The following is a 23,913-nucleotide window of genomic DNA, read 5'->3' as shown; positions in this document are numbered from 1 at the left end:
CACTTTTTTAACTCGACCGGTATTCGTCTGCATTTTTCTTCACCATCGTATGGTAATCCGTCACCCTGTTACGGCCGTTCGCTTTGGAATAGTAGAGCGCCCGATCCGCTTCCGCGATTAAGCGCTCCGGTAAAAAGCTTCCATTCGGCTGTAACGTAGCGACACCGACGCTGATCGTGACGACAGCGCTGACTGTCGATCCTACATGGGGAGTGCTTTCTCTTTCGATAGCAAACCGCAATTTTTCCGCAATCCTCAACGCCCCTATGACATTCGTCTCCGGCAGGATAACGACGAACTCCTCGCCTCCGTAACGGGCCACCGTATCCGATGGACGTCCGACAATGCCTTTTGCAAGCGCCGCGACCTTCCGCAAGCAATCGTCTCCGACAAGGTGTCCGTAGACATCGTTGTAAGCCTTGAAACAATCGATGTCGAACAAGATGAGCGACAATTCGCACGGCTTGTCGCTCCGTTCTGCCCTTTTCCATTCCTTCATCAACGTTTCGTCAAAATAGCGGCGGTTGGCGATTTCCGTAAGTCCGTCTAGCAATGACAACTGATGCAGCGTCTCCTCCATCTTTTTCCGCTCCGTAATGTCTGTTGCCGTGCCTATAAAACCGATGGGTTCCCCGTCTAGTACAAGCTGTGACACGGTAAGCAATACGGTCAAGCGGGAACCATCCTTCCGAATATGCGACCATTCCCGCCCCTCCGAGGGTTCTTCCATCGCGCAGTAAACAAACACGTCTGATTCGCTAAACGGTTTACCCTTTATTCTGGATAATTCCTCGGCATAGGCGCTTACTTCCTTGGGGTCAGTGAAGATCAGCGGTGTTTCCCGGCCGACCAGTTCGTCGGCCTGATACCCGAACATTTTTTCTGCCGCTTTATTGATATGAGTGATCCGTCCTTCGGAATCGCAGACCGTAATCGCCGTGCCTACAGCAGATTGAAAAATCGCCTCCTGAAGCGTATGCAGGGAGCGATACCTGTTCTCGCTGTTTTCCAGTTCTTGTGCCAGCCGATTGGAAGTGGAGAAAAACGCAATGAGCGCTGCCGAGAGCAGTCCGCCCGAACCGATGAGAGTCAAATAGAGAGTCATGTCCACATTGATTCCCCACACGAGCAATGACATTATGGTAATGAGAGTCATGCTAAGCAGCAAAGAGAGAAGCCAGCGTCGCCAATATTGTCCGACATACTGCATAATCAATCCGCTTCCGATGCCCACCAATATAATAGTGACGCTTGCCGTTGTGGCCGAAGGGGTAAGTCCGCCGAAGAAAGATACTCGGCCGATCACTACGAAGAGAGCCGTCACCAAAGAGGCAGGGAAACCTCCGAAGTAAGCGGAGCAGATCACGATAATATGCCGAAAGTCGATAACGGCAGTCTCGTTAACCCTGAAACTAAATAACAGGAGGAGAAGGGCGCAGACCCCATGCATGGCTCCAATAAGCAGCCTAATTCTAAGGGAACGAGGACCGTCTTTCAAATAACGGCGGAATAGCTGGTTGAAGAGAAAGAGGAATGCTGTCAACAACGCGAAGTTGGCAATCATATATCGAAACATGAGGTAACCACTTCCTAGATCTGATTATTATGTCTATTTTACTATGTTTGTAGGTCTTAAGAAATAGATTCCTTTAGCCAAGTGACATAGGCAATCAATCTGACTTCAGAATTTTTTATGATAATAAGCAAATAGAAATAAATAACCATTTATGAAAACCCTTTATTTAACAGAAAGTCTATTATTTATTATAGTTTTTTGGCCCAGCTTTTATTATGATATGGCCGAGAAGACTCCCTCTTCTACGAAGTAAGAGGGGGATGAATCGGCGGTGTTAAGCTTTGCTATTTGCATTTATATGGGAACATACGTGCTATAATAGAGAGGTGAAATATCTACGTAGGAAGAGGTGAACAAAGCTCTTATGTTGCACCCTAAAGCTATTCGCTTTCGCCTCTATCCGACGCCCGAGCAAATGACCCTCATTCACAAGATGTTCGGGTGTTCCCGCTTTGTGTACAATCACTTTCTCGCCAAATGGAATGAATCTTACAACGATACGGGAACAGGTTTGTCCTATCACAAATGTGCGACAGGTATCCCTGCGCTCAAACAATCCTTTGACTGGCTCAAGGAAGTAGACAGTATTGCTCTTCAATCTTCCGTCCGCCATTTGGCGGATTCGTTCGACCGCTTCTTCCGCAAACAAAACGAGGCTCCCCGTTTCAAAAGCCGCAAAAATCCGGTTCAATCCTACACCACGAGATACACGAACGACAATATTGCGATCCGGGATGCAGAGTTGAAACTGCCCAAACTCGGATGGGTCCGTTTTGCGAAATCGCGCGAAGTGGAAGGACGTATCTTGTCGGCTACCGTAAGACGGAGCGCAACGGGCAAGTACTTCGTGTCCATCGTCTGCGAGATGGACATCGCGCCACTGCCCAAGCTGGACACTGCCATTGGAATCGACTTTGGGCTGAAGAAATTTGCCGTTTGCAGCCGCGGGGAAGATGAGATTAATCCCAAACATTTGCGAAAGCGGGAGAGACGGCTGGCCCACTGGCAGCGGATCCTGTCGCGCCGCATACCAGGAGGAGCCAACTGGCACCGTGCCAAGCGGAAAGTAGCCATGATCCATGAGAAAATCGCGAACAGCCGAAATGATTTCCTGCATCAAATCACCACCCGATGGATACGCGAAAACCAAACGATCTGTCTGGAGGATTTGCAAGTATCGGACATGTTGCAAAACGGAAGATTAGCCAAGGCGATATCCGAGGTATCGTGGTCAATGTGCAGGAAGATGCTGGAATACAAAGCAAAATGGTACGGACGCACGATCAGCGTGGTGGCGAAAGATTACCCGTCCAGCCAATTGTGCTCTAGCTGTGGGCATCGCAATCCGGAAGTGAAGGAATTGTCGCTGCGGGAGTGGGATTGCCCGGTATGCGGAAGCCACCACGATCGGGATAAGAACGCCAGCCTGAACATTGAGAAAGAAGGATTGCAGTTGGCAGCGATGACTGCCTGAACTGCCGGGACGGCAGGGATCGCTTGGTCAAGTTCGGACCGATAGGTACGATTACCCAAGAATCCCCCACTTCAGCGCAACAATGCAGGTGGCGGGAGTGTTCAAGATATGGGTGAACTAATGGCAATCGTGTGAATTCGACAAACATCAGGGGGATTATCATGAGATCGGTTAGGACAAAACTTCTAGGATCGTTTTTCATCGTATTGGTATTTGTGACGGTGCTTGGGTTAAACGGATTAACGCAAATCAAGAAAATGGATAATTTCGCTAAGGAGATCACTTCCAATTGGATGTTCGGTATCGAGACGATTAACCAAGTGAACATGAACATCGAACAGTACTTGAGCAATTATTATCAAACGCTGACTACCAAAGACCCCGAACAATTGAAAAAGCTGAACGAGACAAGTAAATCCCTTGTACTTTCCATTGATAAAGGCATTAAGAAATACAGCGAGACGGTTTCCAGCGAGAAAGACAAGAAGAACTATGCAGCGCTTACGGACGCTTGGGGACGATTCCAATCCGGACTAGCGATTACCTCTTCGGGAAAAGCCAGCAAAGATGAAGTGGCGAAAGCAACGGAGGAGATCGTTAAAGCATTTACGGATTTAAGAGCTTCCGTAGACTCGTTAATTACATACAACCACGAGGGGGCCACACAAAGCCAGACGGATAGCGATGATATCTATCGCAGTACTTCCGCAGATCTCTTCTATATCGGCATCGTGATTTTATTGGTTGTCGGTCTTCTGGCTTGGGCGCTTATCGTTAACCTGACAAGGCCTTTAAAAGCAACGACCGCGATTATGAACCGCATTTCCGCAGGTGACCTCAAGGTAGAACCGATGGTTATTAACCGCAAGGATGAATTCGGCGTGATGATGGATTCAGTCAACAAAACCGTGTCCAATTTGCAGTTATCGGTTAAACAAATGCAGACGGCTTCGAACTCGGTGGCAACCGCTTCTGCGCAGTTGTATGCCAGTTCCGAACAAAATTCCGAAGCGGCGAGACATGTGTCTGAATCCATTCAACACGTAGCCGTCGGATCGGACGATCAAGCCAATACCGCTGCAGAATGCGGACGTGTCATCGATGAAATGGCAGAAGGCGTTCAGCGCATCGCAGAGACGACCGGCGAGGTGTCCGAACTGTCCCAGCAAGCCGCAATTCGCGCAAACAACGGTTCCGAGAAAATAGTAGAAGTATCAGATAGAATGCAGAAGCTGTATGAATCCGTAGAGGATGCAAGTCATACGATTCGCAAGCTCGAAGAGCAGTCGGTAAAAATCAGTGAAATTTCCGCTCTTATCGGCGATATCGCCGCGCGTACGAACTTGCTTGCGCTTAATGCCGCAATCGAAGCCGCCAGAGCCGGGGAGCATGGCAAAGGCTTCGCGGTCGTGGCGGGCGAAGTACGCAAATTGGCTTCGCAGAGCGATGAATCCTCCCAAGGCATTATGGATTTGATTGCTTCGATCCAGCAGGACACGGTTTCGGCAGCGGCCACGATGAAGAAAAGCTTGGCGGACGTTCAAGAAGGCGTACTAGCGGTCGAGCATGCCGAACAAGCGTTTAAGGAAATCGTGATCTCCACGAGCGAAGTGTCGAGCAGGGTCCAAGAAGCGGCCGCAGCCGCGGAGCAGCTTGCCGCAAGCTCCGAAGAAGTGGCGGCGTCGATCGCCAACATGGGCAATATTGCCAAGCAAACCGCAGGGATGGCACAGCAAGTGGCGGCAACGACGGAAGAACAATTGGCTTCGAGCGAAGAAATCACGAATTCCTCTCAAGTATTATCCGGGATCGCTAAAGATTTGCAGAATATCGTCCGGAAATTTACTTTGTAGATTAGCGCAGGCGCGGGGTCATTACCCTGCGCCTGATTTTGTTTTGACCGGGTATTCCGTTACAATTAATAGGGTAGGGGGAATTTATGACAAAGGTGTGTGATGGAGTGAAATTCAGCCCATTAGGAAGATCCGGTCTTAAAGTAAGCAAGTTATGTCTCGGAACGATGAATTTCGGCGTCGATACGGATGAGAAAGAATCGTTCCGTATCATGGATGCTGCCTTGGATGCCGGCATTAACTTCTTCGATACCGCGAACGTTTACGGATGGGGGAAAAATGCCGGAAGAACCGAGGAAATTATCGGCAGATGGTTCGCTCAAGGCGGAGGACGCAGGGAGAAAGTCGTTCTCGCGACAAAATTCTATGGCGAGATGAATGGGGAATTCGACGGTCCTAACGATAAGTCCGGATTGTCGGCATACAAACTCCGCCGTCACTTGGAAGGATCCCTTAAACGGCTGCAAACCGATCATATCGAGCTCTACCAGATGCACCACGTCGACCGCAATGTTTCTTGGGACGAACTTTGGGAAGCGTTCAGCGTCGTTCTGCATCAAGGGAAGATCGGATATGTCGGTTCCAGCAATTTCGCGGGACGAGATCTGGTCAAAGCCCAATACGAGGCGAAGTCGAACCGCATGTTTGGATTGGTAAGCGAGCAGCACAAGTACAGCCTGCTGTGTCGTTTGCCCGAACTGGAAGTATTGCCAGCGGCGGAAGAGCTCGGCATCGGCGTAATTGCGTGGAGTCCGCTTGATGGCGGATTGCTAAGCGGGCATGCCCTCAAACCGATCGAAGGCTCCAAGAGAGCGAACAATCCGGAGCGCGTGGAGAAGCATCGCGATCAATTGCACGCATTCGAAGCGTTATGCCGAGAGCTCGACGAGAGCGAAGCGAACGTCGCACTGGCTTGGACATTGGTTCAGCCATCCATGACCGCTCCGATCATTGGGCCAAGAACGCTTGAGCAGCTTCAAACGGCATTGCGAGTCGTAGATATCGTTCTTGACGAGCCCGTCCTCATTCGACTGGATGAAATTTTCCCGGGTCCGGGCGGATCCGCTCCTAAAGCATACGCTTGGTAATATAATTAATAATTTACGCTACGGCGACCTCATTACCGGTATTCAATCGGTAAGAGGTCGCCGTTTTTTGTTCTTTTGTCATAAATAACGAAATTGTTCACTGTGAAATTCGTGTATTTGTTCATCTTTTTCGTAATGTTGCTCTACCCCGACAATCTGGATCGACATTAGACTAGGGTCATGGATCACAGTTGACCGATTGAGGAGGAAATAACGTCCTATGGCGACCAAACGAACTTTACTGAAAGAAATCATCACCAACCGCATTTTGTTCATTATGCTGTTGCCCACGATCGCCTTTTTTCTGATTAACTCTTATGTTCCGATGGTTGGAGTCTATTACGCCTTTACTAAATTCGATTTTAAGAGAAGCCTTTTTAATAGCGAATTTGTAGGGTTACAAAATTTCGAATTTCTATGGAAGTCAGGCATCTTAACTAAGTTGACCCTGAATACGCTCGGTTATAATCTTGCATTCATTATTATCGGCAACGTGCTGGCAATTGTTACTGCCATTCTATTAAGTGAACTGAGAATCAAATGGTTCAAGAAATTAACGCAATCCATCATGTTCTTACCCTATTTCATCTCTTTCGTCATACTTAGTGTCATTGTATATAACGTGTTCAGTTACGAGAACGGTTTTCTCAATACGCTGTTGAAATCTTTAAGCATCGAACCCGTCGACGTGTACAACACGCCTTGGGCTTGGGTCATCCTCATCGTTCTCTTCTATATATGGAAGAACCTAGGCTATAGCATGATCATTTATTTAGCGGCGATTACGGGAATCAGCGACGAGTACTATGAAGCTGCGAAGATCGATGGAGCTAATATTTTTCAACGGACTTGGTACATTACGGTTCCGATGTTGAAACCGACTTTCGTCGTACTTCTGCTGTTTGCGTTAGGAAGCATCATGAAGGGCCAGTTCGATCTTTTCTACCAATTAATCGGGAACAACGGCGTCCTCTACAATGCAACCGATATACTCGACACCTATGTCTATCGTTCTCTCAAGGTGACCTTCGATATCGGTATGGCGAGTTCGGCCGGCTTGTACCAATCGTTGTTCGGTTTCGTGCTTGTAGTTACCGTTAATTACATCATTCGTAAAGTCAATGAAGATTATGCGCTGTTCTAAGGAGGGACGACATTGAAAATCAAAGACGAAAAATATACGGGATTATTTCATTCAATTGCGTATACCGTAATCCTATTGGCAACCATCGCCTGTCTATTTCCGTTCATACTGGTCATTTCCGCTTCCTTCACCCAGAACGATTCCATAGTCAAGGACGGATTTCATCTTATCCCCAAAGTGTTCTCCCTTGAGGGATACCGGCTCGTCTTTCGTTTTCCCGAGCATATCTTGAATGCTTACGGGGTGACGGTGCTCACAACCGTCGTGGGTACGTTGCTGGGATTGCTGTTCATTACGATGGCCGGCTACGTTCTGCAGCGCAAAGACTTTCAATATCGCAATGCTTTCTCCTTTTTTATCTACTTTACGACCTTATTCGGCGGCGGCTTGGTGCCCTGGTACATCATGATGACGAAGTACCTCAATCTGATGGATACGTATACGGTTTTGATTTTCCCAGGATTAATGACTCCGTTCCTTATCATATTGATGAAAAATTTTATCCGATCCGCAGTGCCTGACGAGATCATCGAATCGGCGAAAATCGACGGTGCGAACGACTTTAAGATCTACTATCGAATCGTGCTCCAATTGTCGATGCCCGGCATCGCTACCGTCGGTTTGTTTCTCGCGCTAGCCTATTGGAACGATTGGTTTCTATCGTCGCTGTTCATTAACAAACAAGATATGTACCAGCTCCAGTTTTATTTATATAACGTCATCAATACGATTCAGTTCATTACCCAGATGGGTGCGGGCACAGGAGTCTCGCTTGGCGGCGATATCCCGACGGAATCGACCAAGATGGCGATGGCCATTATCGCAACAGGACCTATCGTATTTCTCTACCCGTTCGTTCAGCGTTATTTCGTCAAGGGTTTAACGATAGGCGCGGTTAAAGGTTAGTACCTTTGTGGGCAAACTACTCCACAACGGCTGACATATATGAAATACTAATTAAAAGGGAGGATTCACATGAAAAAGAAAGGAAAGATCTTAACTTCTATCTTGGCAAGTATTATGTTCGTATCGGTTTTAGCAGGGTGCGCTAATAGCGGCAATAACGCCAGTTCCAGCGCTTCTCCGTCCGATGAAACATCGAAATCCCCATCTGCGTCCGCATCGGCGCCTGCGGAGTCATCCAGCACGGGATTAGACACTTCAAAAAAGGTTGAGCTTCAATTCTATATGCTTGGCGATGCTCCTAAAGATTTGCCGGCCATTCAAGCCGAGATCAACAAAATGGCGGAAGCCGAGCTCAATGCAACGGTTCAATTCAACTTCACTTCATGGACCGACTGGGATCAGAAGTATAAGCTGCTCCTTTCCTCCGGTCAGCCGGTGGATCTAATCTTTACTGCGGACTGGACGCAATATCAATCCTACGCCAAGAGCGGAGCATTCCTGCCGCTTGACGAGCTTCTTCCCGCAGCCGCTCCGAAGCTGCAACAATTCGTTCCTCAAGATATGTGGGAAGCGGTTAAGATTGACGGCAAAATTTACACGGTTCCTGCAACATATAAAGAATACGTAAACAATGGATTCGTCTATCGCGAAGATCTTCGCGAGAAGTACAATCTTCCGGTGCCCAAAGACATTGCTAGCTTTGAACAGTATCTAGACGGTATCAAGAAAAATGAACCCAATATTCAACCGTTGTCGCTGAACTCCGATGTCAAGACGAACTTTATGGATGTTTTCCGGGAGATCAACGACGATACGATTGGCGGACCTCTTCCTTACGGAATCGGCATTAAATACGGCAAACCGGCGGAAGTTTATTCCTACTGGGGTTCCGATGAACAGAAGAAGGATCTGGAAACGATTCAACGCTGGCAGCAAAAAGGATACTTCCCGAAAAACGTTCTGAATGTTAAAGACACGCTGCAAGATCCGATTACGAGCGGTAAAGCTGCTGCCATTCTCGGCGACAATCCAAATCGCTATAACGATACGATGATTAAAATGCTGTCCACGCACCCGGAGTGGAAGCTCGGCTACACGCCTTACGCCGAAACAAGAGGTTTCGCAACGCCGGTGCATCCGATTCATAACGGCTTTGCCATTCCTCAAAGCAGCAAAAACCCGGAGCGAGCGCTTGCTTTCTATGAGAAGCTTGTTACCGATAAACGTTACAATCAATTGACGGAATACGGAATCGAAGGCAAAAACTATACGGTGGAAGACGGTTACTACAAAATGGTCGGCGACAGCACGTCCAACGGCTTCCCGCGTGAAGGCATGCAAGGTTGGGCTTGGAGAAATCCGGAATACATGTTGTTCGATAAGAGTTATGATGGCGTAAAAGAAATCTTCGATAGGCTTGATGCGGTTGCAAAACCGGATTTGTTTACTGGATTTGTTGAGGATTATTCTACTTATCAACCGGAAAGGGCAGCTCTGGAGCAAGTGGAGAAGCAATATTTCTACCCGCTGTACGCCGGTCTTGTTAAAAATATCGACGAAGGAATTAAAACGGCGATGGACAAAGCGAACAATGCCGGACTCGAGAAAGTGCAAAATTCTTACAAAGAACAGTGGGCAGCGTATACCGCAAGCAAAGGCATTAAATAATTCGCGAAGTTATGGTTTAATATAGGAATGCCGGGCTCCTAATGGCGACTTAGGACCCGGTCTTTTCTTATTCTGAATGCGACCCTCTAGTAAGGTGGTGAACGGATTGCGTCCAATAAAAGAAAGTGTAAGTCGCAATTTCTACAGCAAGCTACTGCTTAGCATCGTTTTGTGTACCGCTTTGACACTAACTGTATCCTCCACCGTCTTAATTGTGTTTTTTAACCGGATCGTTCTTAATCAGGTTTACCAATCCGATTTGAACAATTTAACCCAAACAAGCCGCGAAGTTCTTAATATGACGGAAAGCGCCCAATCGCTTACGTTTCAGATTTACCGGAATATTAACGTTACTAAGCTGTTGTTTTATTCGGATCCGAATATTTACGATACGATTGGGGCGATGGGCGAATTGTCCAATTATTTGAACTCCATGCCCTATATCGAGTCGATTTATGTATATAATCCCAAATCATCGAACGTCTACATTGCCTCTAATTCCGGACAAAACGGCCTGCTCACCAAAAATGAACTAACCGACAAAGCTATATTAAGTTTAATCAATAATTATAAACAGTATAAGCCTTTTACCCCCATCCCGCGCACTTACAAAACGGGGGACGCCAACAATGCGAAAAAAAGCGTTTACACCTATTTATGCTACGATGCGATCGGCGCCAAGGGGAGCGTCAACTCCGCCATTATCGTGAACATATCGGCCGATTGGATTAACAAGGATATCGGAAATCGCAAGACCAATAATGCGGGACAATCCTTTATTATCGACAACCGCGGAGTTCTCCTTGGCGGGGAGGAGCAGGAGCTTCAGCCCGGCATTTCCGAATCCATACTCCAACCGGTTCTGGAAACGGATGACGCAGGTTTCCGAATCGCGAAGGTCGGAGGGGTAAAGTCGTTTATTTCCTATACCGGGCCGGATTCACTGGAATGGCGATACATTCGCGTGACCCCTTACCAATTAATTACGAAAAATGTTAGCACGATATTATGGACGACGATCTGGATTGCCGGCGGGATTATCGTGGCAGGCTTATTCCTATCGTGGTTCCTTTCCCGCAAGCTTTACGTCCCTTTTGGCCACATGGCCAACCGGATGAATATGCTCGAGAGCGAGAAGAGGAACAACTTATATACGATTCGCCAGCAGTTTCTGCGAAGCTTGGTTCTGGGGACCGAAGCCATCAATATGAAATCATTGCGCTCCAAGATGGCCGAGTGGGGCGTATCCATCGATTTTCAAAAAAGGTACAGGCTTATTTTATTACGGATAGACGGCTTTCGTGAATTTTCGGAAGAAAAGGGCTCGGATCTCCGGGTTTTTAAGTATGCCATGATGAATATCGGTTCCGAGATTGCCATGCAAGCTTATTCCGTCGAGACCGTCGAGTTGGAAGGCGACCGCGTACTGCTTATCGTCGGCGAATCGTCGGACGTTGAATTCGACAATGACGGTTATCTTAATTCGTTGCTCCTCCAAATCCGCCAAGCGGTGCTGGAGCATTTGAAGATCGGCATTTCATTGTCCTACTCGCCCGTTCAGGATCAGGTGCTTCAATTGCATACGGCTTTCAAACAAACGAACGAGGCTTCCGATCACCGATTCTTTGCCGGTCATGGAGCGATCATACGCGCTAAAGATTTCGAATTAGTGAGAGTGGAAAATTATGTTTTTCCGGTAGACAAGGAGAAGAAATTAGTTGACTTCATGATGGCTGGCAGGATGGAAGAGGCCAATGCAGTTTGTCGTAACATTATGAGCGAGACTAGCGCTTTTCCTCTTCGCGTCGCTCAATCTACGGTATCCCGATTAACGATCACGATTAATAGCGTCATTCACGCGTTTTTGAAAAATCGGTTAATCGAATCCGATGCCGGCAAAGATTTAACGATACCGCCAATTGAGCATTTCGAAACGATATGGGAGCTCGAGAAGCTCTTCGATAAAATGTTCGATGAGATTCACGAGAAGTTAGATAGCAAACGCAGCATGAAATATGAAGATCTAATTCGCAGAATCAACGATATTATCGAGAAAAATTATGCGGATCCCAATCTTTCCCTAAATGGGATAGCCGGGGAAATGGACATCTCTCCAAGCTATCTGGGCAGAGTTTATAAGCAAGTCACCATGCACGCTTTGCTGGATGTCATCAACAGGGTCAGAATCGAGAAGTCCGCCGAGATGTTGCAGAGTACGGATAAGCCGATTGCCGAAATCGCGGATAAAACCGGATTTACTAACCCTTCTTACTATTACCGAATGTTCAAGAGACATTTCGGGTTAACGCCAACCGATTATCGCAAAAGCATTGGCGATAAGAAATGAAGGAGGAGGAAACATTAGATGTCCCTTAATCCCTTAAAGGATATCCATTTGAAGCAATGGGAAGGGCCGATACCGGCGTTCCGTCCATCTCCCGATTTTTGGTCGGATAGACATTACTGGGCGCCTGAAGTGCATGCTTTGAATGGACGCTATTACATGTTCGCAAGCTTTAAAGCGGAAGGCCGGTGCCGGGGAACGGGCATTCTTGTCGCCGATGGACCGACCGATCCTTTTGAGCCGTTGGGAGCGCCGCTGACCCCTTCCGAATGGGAATGTCTTGACGGTACATTATATCAGGATTACTCCGGCACGCCTTGGATGATCTTTTGCCGCGAATGGGTAGAGGTGAAAGACGGGGAAATGTATGCCGTACGTCTTCAGCCCGATCTCCAAGGGACAGATTCTGAACCGGTCTTTTTGTTTAAAGCCTTGGATACCCCATGGTCCGTTGGATTCGGCGATTCTATTCCTGTCTTGCGGCAAGAGGGCAATCTTGTCATTCGCGAGGGATGAAATGAAGAAGAACTTTATTTTAAGCAAACTGTCCGCCGCAACACCGGATCCTTGCCGGTATTTGCTTCAAAATGTCTCTCTTCAAGACACGCTTACACGGTTGTCCCAATTGGATGATTATGAATCCTTGATAGGGGAAATCCGGAGAGAAGCCGCATCGCTGCTTCAAGAGACGATACCGGAGCTTCATTATCATGTGTTTAAATTATTTCAGGAAACGGGATCGAGAAGCGAATATGAGCGGCTCTATTTCCGTAGAAGGAAAAGGTTGACCGTATTCGGAATCCTGTCCTTGCTAGAGCCGGACCATGTCCTTTATCGCGAGGCCCTATGCGAGATCATCCGGTCGATATGCGACGAATCCACATGGTGTCTTCCGGCGCACTATCGAGACGAGTGGTCCATCGATTTGTTCGTCGCCGAAACGGCATTCGCGCTAAGCGAAATATTGGCGCTATACGGTGACGGATTGCCGGAGTTGCTTCGAGAGCGAGTCATACTGGAAATCGAGAATCGCGTGTTTGAGCCTTTCGAGAAGAAAGGTCCCTATGACTGGGAAACGGCAACGCACAATTGGGCTTCCGTATGTGCGGGATCGATCGGTGCGGCAGCCATTTACTTGCTGACGGAAACGGACAGGTTAGCCGCCTTCTTGGAGCGGGTCATCTGCGCAATGGACTTCTATTTGCAGGGCTTCGAGACAGACGGTGCTTGCGCCGAAGGTTATTCTTACTGGCAGTATGGTTTCGGTTTTTTCGTCTATTTTGCAGATTTGTTGAAGCAACGTACGTCCGGGGGAATTAACCTTTTCGTTCTGGATAAGGTCGGTCAAATCGCTTTGTTCCAGCAGAAATGCTTTTTGGACGACCGGAAAGTGGTCAACTTCTCCGATTCGGTACCCGAGTCCGGGGTGTACTTAGGTCTCACCCATTATTTAAAAACTTTATATGACGAAGTCCACGTGCCGGATGCCTCGTTGCGTGCCGTTTTTAACGACGACCATTGCAGCAGATGGGTCCCCGCGATCCGGAATTTGCTTTGGCTTCGCAACGAGGCGGGATCGCCTTGGCCGGCAATGTCCTATTACATGGAAAATACGCAATGGTTTGTTTCAAGAAGCGTATTAGGTGACGGCAGGTATGCGTTTGCCGCCAAAGGCGGCCATAACGCCGAACCGCACAATCATAATGATATCGGTCAGTTCATATTGGCCGTCAACGGGAACCCGATCATGCTTGATTTGGGAAGCGGCCAGTATTCACGGGATTATTTCGGTCCGGCAAGGTACGATATCCTTTGCAACGGATCTCAGGGCCATTCCGTTCCGATCATCAATGGTGCCTGTCAAAAACCGGGGCGGGATGCCATGGCAACGATACGTGAAGCGTCGATATCGGAGGAATACGACGTGTTCGCGATTGAAATGTCCAGTGCTTATGATACGGAACAACTGCTGCAGCTTGTGAGAACGTTCACTTGGGTTAAAACAGAATTGCGGTTGGAGTTGGCGGATCGTTATACGTTTGCGGAAAGTCCCCGGTCCATCACCGAACGTTTCATCGTTCTCCAACCACCGGAGCTTGCAAGTGAAGGTATTCTCGTCATTCGCGACGGCCCTTCCTTGTTATCGATCGCATTCGATCCGGAACAGTTGGATTGGGTGACTGAATCTCTGCTTCACGTCGACCATTTTGGAAATCGGGTGAACTGCTTCGCTTTGGATTTTTCTGTTAAGTCGCCGTCTTTGACGGATTTTATCAAGCTGTCGTTTTCATTGCGTTAAACTTCTAAATGGGTTGAACAGAGGAGGATCATGCCATGACAACAATGAAACCAAGTCTTGAATGGCTTAGCAACTTGAGCGTGTTCAAGGTAAATCGGTTGGATCCGCATTCGGATCACCGGTATTATACGACAATGGAAGAAGCGGAGGCCGGACTGCCGATGCCTATGCGGCATGGGCTGAACGGCAGCTGGAAGTTCAGTTACGCCGTGAATCCGGCAAGCCGGATCGAGCCGTTCTACCGTCTCGATTATAACTGTGCCGGATGGGACGACATTCAGGTGCCGGGCCATATTCAGCTTCAGGGCTGGGGAACGCCGCAATACGTCAACACGATGTATCCCTGGGACGGACTTGACGGAGTTCGGCCTCCGGCAATACCTCAGGAACATAATCCGGTGGGCAGTTATGTCAAGACATTCGAGTTGCCTGAGAACATGAAGAACCGGCCAGTCTATATATCGTTCCAGGGAGTAGAGTCGGCTTTTTACGTCTGGCTGAACGGCGAATTTGTCGGTTACGGCGAGGACAGCTTCACGCCTTCCGAATTCGACCTTAGCCCTCACATCCGGGAAGGGGCGAATAAGATGGCCGTCGAGGTGTACCAGCGCAGCACCGGCAGTTGGCTGGAGGATCAGGATTTCTGGCGGTTTTCGGGCATTTTCCGCGATGTATACCTGTATACGGTTCCGGAGCTGCATGTCCGGGATTTGCGCATCCGCGCCGAGTTGGACGATACTTACACGCTAGGAATGTTGAAGGCGGAGCTCGAGCTGATTGGGGACCAAACGGCGGCCGTTACCGCGAAGTTGGAATTGAAAGACGCCGAAGGCCGGACGTTATTATCGGAAACAAGTGAATTCCGTGGAGGCAAACTCAGCGTGTCCCTCGAAGCGGGAGAGGTCAAACCGTGGAGCGCGGAGCATCCGTATTTGTATGCGGTTTGCCTTTCCATCCGCAACGATAAGGGCGATCTTGTAGAGGCTATCGTACAGAAAGCGGGTTTCCGACGTTTTGAGATGAAGGACAAGCTGATGCACCTGAACGGCAAGCGGATCGTCTTCAAGGGCGTCAACCGTCACGAATTCAACTGCCGGCGGGGACGCGCCATTACGAAACAAGACATGCTGTGGGACATTGCGGCACTGAAACGAAACAACATCAATGCGGTACGCACGTCGCACTATCCCAATCAGACGTTATGGTACGAGCTGTGCGACGAATATGGGATTTACGTCATTGACGAAATGAATCTGGAGTCGCATGGCTCATGGCAGAAGATGGGCGCCGTTGAGCCTTCCTGGAACATTCCGGGGGATAAGCCGGAATGGCAGGAGATCGTGATGGATCGGGCACGCTCCATGTTGGAGCGGGACAAAAATCATCCTTCGATTCTGATCTGGTCATGCGGCAACGAATCCTACGCCGGTGAGGTCATCTTGAATGTCTCGAATTATTTCCGTGAAGCGGATCCGGGACGGCTAGTTCATTACGAAGGCGTATTCCATAACCGTAAATTCAATGATACGAGCGATATGGAGAGCCGCATGTACGCGAAGCCAGCCGATATTGAATTGTACCTGGAGCGCAATCCGGACAAACCGTATATCAGTTGCGAATACATGCATGCGATGGGCAATTCGGTTGGCGGCCTTCACAAATACACGGAGCTGGAACGAAAATATCCGATGTACCAAGGCGGCTTCATTTGGGATTATATCGATCAGGCTTTGCTTAAGAAAAACAGATATGGCCAGGAATATTTGGCTTACGGCGGCGACTATGACGATCGTCCGACCGATTACACTTTCTGCGGCAATGGCATCGTATATGCGGATCGGGAAGCGACACCCAAGATGCAGGAAGTGAAATTTTTGTATCAAAACATTAAACTCGAACCTACCCTCACAGCGATTAAAGTGATGAACGAAAATTTGTTCGTAGGAACGGACGGGCTTCTTCTGGAGTACCGGCTTTACCGTGAAGGCAAGGAAGTTTACACGGGGCAGACGAATGTAGCCGCAGCTCCGCAAAGCGAAGCGCTCGTTCCCATCGAACTGCCGGATGTGAACGGACAAAGCGGAGAGTACTGCATTCATGCCTCGCTCACGCTGAAGGAAGCCGCTTTGTGGGCTGAAGCGGGATTCGAAGTCGCTTTTGGCCAGTTTGTATTCATGATCGAAGAGAAATCAGCGCGGGAACAGCCTTCAGGCAAGCTGAAGCTTGTTGAAGGAGATGTCAATATCGGCGTTACGGGAGAAGGATTCTCCGTCCTGTTCTCGAAACAGGCGGGAACTCTAGTTTCGCTGCGCTATGGCAGCCGCGAGATGATTGCCGCCCCGCCGGCGCCGCTGTTTTGGCGTGCGACGACCGATAACGACAAGGGAGCAGGCTTAGGCTTCAAGTCAGGAGCTTGGTATTCCGCCAGTTTGACGCGTAAATGCGTTGGATTGCAACTAAAGGAAGAGGCTGACCGTGTAACCGTTGCCTTCGATTACAGGTTTAGCATAAGTACGGAGGTAGCGGTAAACATCGCGTATACGGTATTTTCGGATGGAAGCATCCGGGTTCGGACGCATTACAAGGGAGTTGCGGATCTGCCGAATCTTCCGATTTTGGCCGTATCATTCAAGCTGCCAGCCGATTATAACGATTCGGAATGGTATGCCATGGGTCCTGAGGAGAACTACATCGATCGCGCGCACGGAGCCCGTCTGGGAATTTTCCAGCGTCAGGTGATCGACCTGCCATCCCGTTATCTGGTTCCGCAGGAATCCGGAAACCGCACCGGTGTCCGGCGAGTGAGCCTGACGAACGGCAGGGGTGTTGGTCTGGAGATTAAAGCTAATCCATCGGCGCCTTTAGAGCTGAATCTGTCTCCTTATACCGCGTTCGAGCTGGAGCATGCGGATCATGCATGGGAGCTTCCGAACGTTCATTACACGGTCGTCACCGTGGCTGGCCGGCAGATGGGAGTAGGCGGAGATGACAGCTGGGGTGCGCCCGTGCATGATGAATACTTGATTCCGGCGGACAAGGAGATGGAATTTGAGTTCTACCTTTCCGGTGTCGACGGTCGGAACGAGGCGTGATTTATTTTGAGTGCAAAGGGGGCAATTTATTGCCCGATTCGGGGAGGTCACGATGTGTCGGATCGCGCTTATTGGCTTCAGACGATGCTTAGGATCGCAAGGCCTGTTCTAGAAGCGCTTCATCATCGTGAGCTCAAGATCAAAATGCCGTCGATGAATGGATCAGGCGAGGTTCGTTCCGACTTCGCTTATTTGGAAGCGTTAGGGAGAACGCTTGCGGAAATCGCTTCGTGGCTTGAAACGGGAAGCCGGGATGGAGAGGAGGGTGTGCTTAGAGAGCAATGTGCTGCATGGGCCCGCTCTGCTATCGATGCCGGAACGGATCCTGCTTCTCCCGATTATATGAACTTCAAAGAAGGCTTTCAGCCGATTGTAGACGCCGCTTTCTTGGCGCATGCGATAATGAGAGCACCCACGGAGCTATGGGGGAAGTTAGATCAACGAGTGAAGAGTAATATCATTGCCGCCTTGAAGCAGACGAGAACGCGAAAGCCATTTTTCATGAATTGGCTGCTTTTCTCGGCCGTCATCGAGACGGCTCTATTCTCCATTGGAGAATCCGACTGGGATTCCATGCGGGTGGATTATGCGATCCGGCAGCATGAACAGTGGTACTTGGGAGATGGGATTTACGGCGATGGTCCTCAGTTTCATTGGGACTACTACAATAGTTACGTCATCCAACCGATGCTGCTTGAGATTGTGGACAGGGTAGGGGACAAATACGAGGATTGGGAAAAGCTGCGAAGCACGATTCACCATAGAGCGCGGCGGTATGCAGAAGTTCAAGAGCGATTGATTTCCCCGGAAGGGACGTTTCCGGCTATCGGGAGATCGCTTGCTTACCGCTTTGGCGCCTTTCAACATTTGGCTATGTCAGCGTTGCGCAATGAACTGCCACAGGCGATTTCACCTTCTCAAGTCCGCTCAGCATTAACCGCCGTCATCCGGAACATGATTGAGATGCCCGGGACGTTTACGGATGATGGATGGTTAACGATCGGATTTTGCGGTCACCAACCGGACATTGGAGAGAGCTACATTTCGACCGGAAGCTTGTATTTATGTACAACTGTATTTTTGCCCTTAGGCTTACCCGCAGAACATCCTTTCTGGCTTGATCCGGCAACGGACTGGACATCCCGCAAAGCTTGGTCGGGTTTACCATTTTCGGTGGATAGGGCAGTAGCTGAATTCCATAGCGGTTAGTCAACTGAACTTCCGATCACTCTGAGATCGGAAGTTTTTTGTTGCATCGAACAATACGGAGTGCATATTAACATAGCTTTAACAGCTTATTGATATGGAGCGTATAGAAGACTGTTAAATTGGAAAATAAGGGGTGATGGCTATGTATGAAAAGGATGAAATGTCCTACACGACAACAGAGCCCGTACTTGGCAGCGATAGGTTCGGGTGGGATAAGCTTCAAGTATCGCAATGGTATAGTCCATATGAAGCATTCGGTGCCAATCCGGCGACTACTCATTTAATCGGAATTCATTGCACGGCATACTATGAAAACTACTACACCATACATATTATTCCGTGCAACGATAACATCCTTTGTCCGTGGGGGAGAACGTCGCTTTATTTTCTGAAAATTGAAATTCCTCCTTCCGTACTCGAGCAAGTCGCGCTCGAATCCGGCTTCATGGCGGAAGGGCATATTCAATTGGAACGCAAATTTCATCTGAAAGACTCCAAGCTGCTGCAGCTTGGGCTTTGGATGCTTGAGGAACTGCAGAATGGCGGCCGCAAAGGAAAAATATACAGCGATTCCTTGTCGAATATGCTGATGATTCATCTGCTGCAGCATTATTCCGTCGTTACTCCACTGGATTCGAACTCCAAAACATTGGCCAATCAGGAAATCTTCCAAGTCATTCAATACATGCGAGAGAGCTTGGATGCGGAAATCCCGCTGACCGAACTGGCTTCTATGGCCAATATGAGCTTGTCCCATTTTATCCGTATTTTCAAACAACAGACCGGGTATACGCCGCATACTTATTTGATTCGTTTAAGAATCGAGCGCTCTAAATTTCTCATCCGTTCGGGTAAAGTCGGCCTAAAGGAAATCGCGGCTCTTGCCGGGTTTGCCGATCAAGGACACTTCACGAGATTGTTCAAACGCGAAACCGGCCTTACCCCGAAGCTTTACGCTTATCAGGTTTCATCGAAAACAAGCGATGCAGGCTTTCGGTTAGAATGATAGTTTTGTTCAATGAAAGAGGCATTTTGTTCAATAGGAGAGTAGAGGGCAAGCCCTACAATAAGGTTGAAGCTAGGCGGTGAGATGCCAAGCTATAAACCTATTTGGAGGAGAGAAACATGAGATTAGGGAGAACATTGAGTTTGCTTTGCGCTGGAGTTGTTGCGGTCGGTTCCTTGTCTGTTGCAGCATCCGCGTCGCCAACGGGAACGGGAAGCACAGCCGTAATTGCAACTGCAGCCACCGAGTCTTGGCATCAAGTATCCAAGCAAACATTTTGGTTGCTCGATGCCCTCGATAGAGGCCAAGGCGTAGCTACAGACGGAAATTCATGGATCTTTAATTCCCCCTACGGCCTTCTGCGTACGGAGCTTGACGGCAAAACCGTGAAGGCGCGCAATGCGATGGCGATCCCTGCGGCGATATCCGCCCAAGGAGGAGATCACATCGGAGATATTTCCTACTACGACGGTAAAATCTATGCTCCAATCGAAGACGGAGCTCATTATGAGCATCCTTATATCGCCCTTTATGATGCGAATACATTGGAATACACGGGAACTTCATTCGCTCTGCCGCTCAACCTTCACATTGGAGGCGTTCCTTGGGTAGCGGTTGATGCCGGGCGTGGACAAGTCTATACGGCCCAATGGAGCAACGCCGCCGTACTGAACGTATTCAGCCTCGACGATATGCACCTGATCAAGACAGTCCCTCTAACCCAAACTATCGATCGCATTCAAGGCGCCGAGATCTATAACGGTTTCCTGTACGCTTCTTCGGATAATAGCACCCAGACCGTCTATCGCATCGATCCGGACAACGGGAACGTGACCGTTGCTTTCGATCGCAATTTGCCGAGCGGCACCGAAGCGCAAGGAATCGCCGTTCTGCCTACTTCTAATGGCGCGATTCTCCATATCCTCGACGTAGGCTCTAATCGCATCAGTATGAATTTTCGCCACTACGCGCTTTAATCCAAGTCGCTGCCGAAAAAGGGGATCAACCAAATGTTAAAGCAATCGAAATCGATGCTGCTGTTGCTCGTATGTTTAATCGCGCTGGCAGGCTGCGGCAAGTCGAACGAAAATTCGTCGGCATCGGAAACGGACATCAATTCCGCGCAACCTTCCGCCAGTGCCAGCGAATCCGAGCCGCCCTCGTCAGAAGCGGCAGCATCGCCGAAAGGTCAAGTTGAAATAACGTTTTATTATCCGGTCAACGTTGGCGGTCCGTTAACGAAAGTAATCGACGGGATGGCCAAAACGTTCATGGAAAAGCATCCGGAAATCAAAGTGAATCCCGTGTACACGGGCAACTACGGCGACAATACCGTTAAAATTCAGGCGGGCGTTCAAGCGAAGCAGCCGCCGGATGTGGCTGTCATGATGTCGACGGAGTTGTACAGCATGCTGGATACGAACGCGATCGTTCCGCTTGATGATTTTATCGCGAAAGATCCGGATATCAACATGATGGATTTCTATCCCGCTTTTGTGGAAGATACTCAGTCGGAAGGCAAAACCTACAGCATCCCGTTCCAACGGAGTACGATCATCCTGTACTACAACAAAGAAATGTTTAAGGCTGCCGGGATTGATCCGGAGAAGCCGCCTGCGACGTGGGACGAGCTTGTCCAGGATGCGAAGCTGCTGAACAAAGACGGCCATAACGGATTGGAGATTCCAGGCAACGACGACTCCTATTGGATGCTGCAAATGTTCGCTCGTCAGAACGCGTCCGATCCGAAGCAAAACCTGATGTCCTCAGACGGCAAAAAAGCGACGTTCAATACTCCGGAGAACATCGAAGCTTTGCAGTTCTGGTTAGATTTGTCGCATAAATACAAGGCGATGCCGGAAGGCGTTATCGATTGGGCGACCGTGCCGACCGATTTCATCCAAGGCAAAACGGCGATGATGGTGCATACGAGCGGCAACTTGACGAACGTAAGAAATAACGCCAAATTCGACTTCGGCACCGCGTTCCCGCCAGCCAGGAAGCAGTTCGGCTCTCCGACAGGCGGCGGAAATCTCTACATCTTCAAGGATACGTCCGCCGAGAAACAAGCGGCGGCATGGGAATTCGTGAAGTACATGACGGCGCCGGAGCAGGCTGCGCTGTTCAGCAGCTCGTCGGGATACGTAGGGGTCCGGAAATCCGCGTACGATACGGAAGCGATGAAGAAGTATACGGCGGATTTCCCGCAGGCGCTTGTAGCCAGAGATCAACTGCAGTACGCTTTCCGTGAACTGTCGACCCATAATCATGGCAAGGTGTCGACGGCCATTACTAATCAGGTTCAAGCTGCGTTAGCCGGTCAAATCGATGCGGCGGGCGCGCTCAAGAAAGCTCAGGAAGAAGCCGATCAGGCGCTCGCTCCATTCAACAAGTAATACGGGTCGGGTCGAAACGATGAACGTACGTCAGGATGACCATTGTCCGGTTGTCCTGACGTATTCCGTTTCGTACGGTGTACACTAAGTACCCGAATCTATTGAGTCTGATCGGGAAGGACTGAAAGGAATGAATGCCATATGGAGCGAGAAGCTCAAACGGAACGGGTTCGGATGGGGGTTAGTTCTGCCGTCGCTTCTGTTTCTAGGTATGTTCACGTATTATCCCATGCTGAAATCCGTTTGGCTTAGCTTATACGAGAAAAATCTAGCTACGCCGGAACCGTTGTTCGTCGGATTCGGCAATTATGCGGGCCTGTTGAAGGATCACGTCTTCATGAAAGTATTCAACAACAATATCGTATTTGCGCTTGGAACCGTACCGGCTTCGATCGTGTTGGCTTTCGTTATGGCGCTGTTTGCCGACAAGGCATTGAAAGGCCGGGCGCTTGTGAGAATTGCGTTTTTCTATCCGAATATGATCCCGATGATCGCCGTGGCGAACATTTGGTTGTTTTTGTACACTCCTCATTTTGGATTGTTTGCGAGGTTCGCTTCTTGGATTTCAGAGCAGCCGGTCAATTTACTCGGTACGCCGGATACGGTGATGGGTGCATTGATCGTCATGACGATCTGGAAGGAAGCCGGTTACTTCATGATCTTCTATTTGGCGGGAATGCAGCAAATTTCGAAAGATTTATACGAAGCGGCTGCTGTAAACGGAGTCGGCGCGATGGCGGCCATACGGCGAATTACGATTCCGTTGACGATGCCGACGACATTGTTCGTGGCGGTCATAGCCATCACGAATTCTTTTAAGCTTGTAGATCATCTTTGGATCATGACCAAAGGCGGGCCGAATAACGCGAGCAACTTGCTGCTGTACTACATCTACGACACGACTTTTAATTACTACGACCAGGGAATGGCTGCCGCGATGACCGTAGTCATGATTGCGCTGCTGCTTATTGTCTCGTCCATGCAGTTTTTTGGTTGGGATCGCAAAATCCATTACGAATAGGACAGAGTTCATGCACAATTCGTTAAAGTTGTCTCTGTATGGAATCGGATTCGGCTTTGCCGCCATATGGCTAATTCCCTTTGTCTGGGTCATCCGTACCGCTTTTTTACCGAAGGAGGCTGCCATCGGATCCGGATGGACATCGGAATGGACGTTCAACAATATCGTCCATGTATGGAACGGCGCGCCGTTCGGTCAATTTATGCTGAACACCGTATTCGTAACCGGAGGGGTGCTCGTCGTCCAACTCATTACGTTGACGATGGCTGCGTATGCGTTCGCACGGATTCGATTTGTTGGCCGCAACCTCTTGTTTATGTTGTTTTTAGTGCAAATTATGGTGCCGCCCGACGCTCTCATTTTTTCCAATTACCAGGTGCTGAACGAGATGGGGCTGCTCGATACGAAGGTTGGGATCATGCTGCCTTACTTTGCTTCCGCTTTCGGCGTTTTCCTGCTGCGGCAGTCCTTTAAGCAGTTGCCTTATGAACTGGAAGAGGCCGCACGCGTAGAGGGAGCTTCGCGGCTGCGCATTTTGTCGACCATTTATGTGCCCTTGTCTCGCCCGATTTACGTATCGTTTGCTATCGTATCCGTCAGTTTTCATTGGAATGATTTTTTATGGCCGCTGATCGTGACCAACTCCGAGGAAAATCGCCTTCTGACCGTCGGTTTGGCGATGTTCGCGAAATCGACCGAATCGGGCGCGCAGTGGTCCGACGTGAGCGCGGCGACGCTTATCGTATCGGCGCCGATCATGATCGGCTTCTTGCTTTTTCAGCGGCAGGTTATCGGTAGTTTTATGAATTCCGGAATTAAAGGATAGGGGGATCATTA

General features: G+C 49.2%; 17 protein-coding genes. 16 read left to right on the top strand and 1 reads right to left on the bottom strand.

Going from position 1 to position 23,913, the window contains the following annotated elements:
- Positions 1–7 precede the first annotated feature (7 nt).
- The gene (locus K7P76_RS04390; RefSeq protein ID WP_232183583.1) at positions 8–1,576 is read right to left on the bottom strand and encodes a diguanylate cyclase; all 1,569 of its coding nucleotides are present in this window, start codon (positions 1,574–1,576) and stop codon (positions 8–10) included.
- Positions 1,577–1,940: 364 nt separating this feature from the next.
- Here K7P76_RS04390 and tnpB point away from each other — a divergent pair, with 364 nt between their 5' ends.
- From tnpB to K7P76_RS04310, 16 genes are all read left to right on the top strand, one after another.
- Positions 1,941–3,050 (top strand): IS200/IS605 family element RNA-guided endonuclease TnpB, encoded by a 1,110-nt coding sequence (gene tnpB, locus K7P76_RS04385; RefSeq protein WP_232183582.1) that lies wholly within the window; start codon positions 1,941–1,943, stop codon positions 3,048–3,050.
- Between the two features lie 161 nt (positions 3,051–3,211).
- Positions 3,212–4,903: a methyl-accepting chemotaxis protein gene (locus K7P76_RS04380; RefSeq protein WP_232183581.1), complete on the top strand. Its 1,692-nt coding sequence runs from the start codon at positions 3,212–3,214 to the stop codon at positions 4,901–4,903.
- A gap of 107 nt (positions 4,904–5,010) precedes the next feature.
- Positions 5,011–5,991, top strand: coding sequence for an aldo/keto reductase (locus K7P76_RS04375; RefSeq protein ID WP_232184454.1), 981 nt, complete (start codon positions 5,011–5,013; stop codon positions 5,989–5,991).
- 220 nt (positions 5,992–6,211) lie between these two features.
- Complete coding sequence (locus K7P76_RS04370) at positions 6,212–7,135, top strand: ABC transporter permease (protein WP_232183580.1); 924 nt, start codon at positions 6,212–6,214, stop codon at positions 7,133–7,135.
- A gap of 12 nt (positions 7,136–7,147) precedes the next feature.
- A complete protein-coding gene (locus K7P76_RS04365) occupies positions 7,148–8,041 on the top strand; it encodes a carbohydrate ABC transporter permease (protein ID WP_232183579.1) in 894 nt (297 codons plus the stop codon).
- Positions 8,042–8,110: 69 nt separating this feature from the next.
- The gene (locus K7P76_RS04360) at positions 8,111–9,709 is read left to right on the top strand and encodes an extracellular solute-binding protein (RefSeq protein WP_232183578.1); all 1,599 of its coding nucleotides are present in this window, start codon (positions 8,111–8,113) and stop codon (positions 9,707–9,709) included.
- A 106-nt stretch (positions 9,710–9,815) separates the two neighbouring features.
- Positions 9,816–12,056: an AraC family transcriptional regulator gene (locus K7P76_RS04355; RefSeq protein ID WP_232183577.1), complete on the top strand. Its 2,241-nt coding sequence runs from the start codon at positions 9,816–9,818 to the stop codon at positions 12,054–12,056.
- 18 nt (positions 12,057–12,074) lie between these two features.
- Positions 12,075–12,569, top strand: coding sequence for a family 43 glycosylhydrolase (locus K7P76_RS04350; protein WP_232183576.1), 495 nt, complete (start codon positions 12,075–12,077; stop codon positions 12,567–12,569).
- On the top strand, positions 12,550–14,352 hold the full coding sequence (locus K7P76_RS04345; protein ID WP_232183575.1) for a heparinase II/III family protein: 1,803 nt from the start codon (positions 12,550–12,552) through the stop codon (positions 14,350–14,352). The genes K7P76_RS04350 and K7P76_RS04345 overlap by 20 nt, the downstream gene beginning before the upstream one ends.
- A 35-nt stretch (positions 14,353–14,387) precedes the next feature.
- Positions 14,388–17,444 carry a beta-galactosidase, LacZ type gene (gene lacZ / locus K7P76_RS04340; RefSeq protein ID WP_232183574.1) on the top strand — a complete coding sequence of 1,019 codons (3,057 nt, stop codon included), beginning with the start codon at positions 14,388–14,390 and terminating at the stop codon, positions 17,442–17,444.
- A 54-nt stretch (positions 17,445–17,498) separates the two neighbouring features.
- A complete protein-coding gene (locus K7P76_RS04335) occupies positions 17,499–18,653 on the top strand; it encodes a DUF2264 domain-containing protein (RefSeq protein WP_309244728.1) in 1,155 nt (384 codons plus the stop codon).
- 142 nt (positions 18,654–18,795) lie between these two features.
- Entirely contained in the window at positions 18,796–19,659 is an 864-nt protein-coding gene (locus K7P76_RS04330) for an AraC family transcriptional regulator (RefSeq protein ID WP_232183573.1), read from the top strand.
- 119 nt (positions 19,660–19,778) lie between these two features.
- The gene (locus K7P76_RS04325) at positions 19,779–20,636 is read left to right on the top strand and encodes a DUF6923 family protein (RefSeq protein WP_232183572.1); all 858 of its coding nucleotides are present in this window, start codon (positions 19,779–19,781) and stop codon (positions 20,634–20,636) included.
- A gap of 33 nt (positions 20,637–20,669) precedes the next feature.
- The gene (locus K7P76_RS04320; RefSeq protein ID WP_232183571.1) at positions 20,670–22,055 is read left to right on the top strand and encodes an ABC transporter substrate-binding protein; all 1,386 of its coding nucleotides are present in this window, start codon (positions 20,670–20,672) and stop codon (positions 22,053–22,055) included.
- A 130-nt stretch (positions 22,056–22,185) separates the two neighbouring features.
- A complete protein-coding gene (locus K7P76_RS04315; RefSeq protein ID WP_232183570.1) occupies positions 22,186–23,076 on the top strand; it encodes a carbohydrate ABC transporter permease in 891 nt (296 codons plus the stop codon).
- A gap of 10 nt (positions 23,077–23,086) precedes the next feature.
- Positions 23,087–23,902: a carbohydrate ABC transporter permease gene (locus tag K7P76_RS04310; protein WP_232183569.1), complete on the top strand. Its 816-nt coding sequence runs from the start codon at positions 23,087–23,089 to the stop codon at positions 23,900–23,902.
- Positions 23,903–23,913 lie beyond the last annotated feature (11 nt).

This window comes from Cohnella silvisoli, assembly GCF_021190915.1.
GTDB classification, from domain to species: domain Bacteria; phylum Bacillota; class Bacilli; order Paenibacillales; family Paenibacillaceae; genus Cohnella; species Cohnella silvisoli.
The sequence above is the reverse complement of the archived record's forward strand: the minus strand, read 5'-3'. Positions and strand labels throughout refer to the sequence as shown.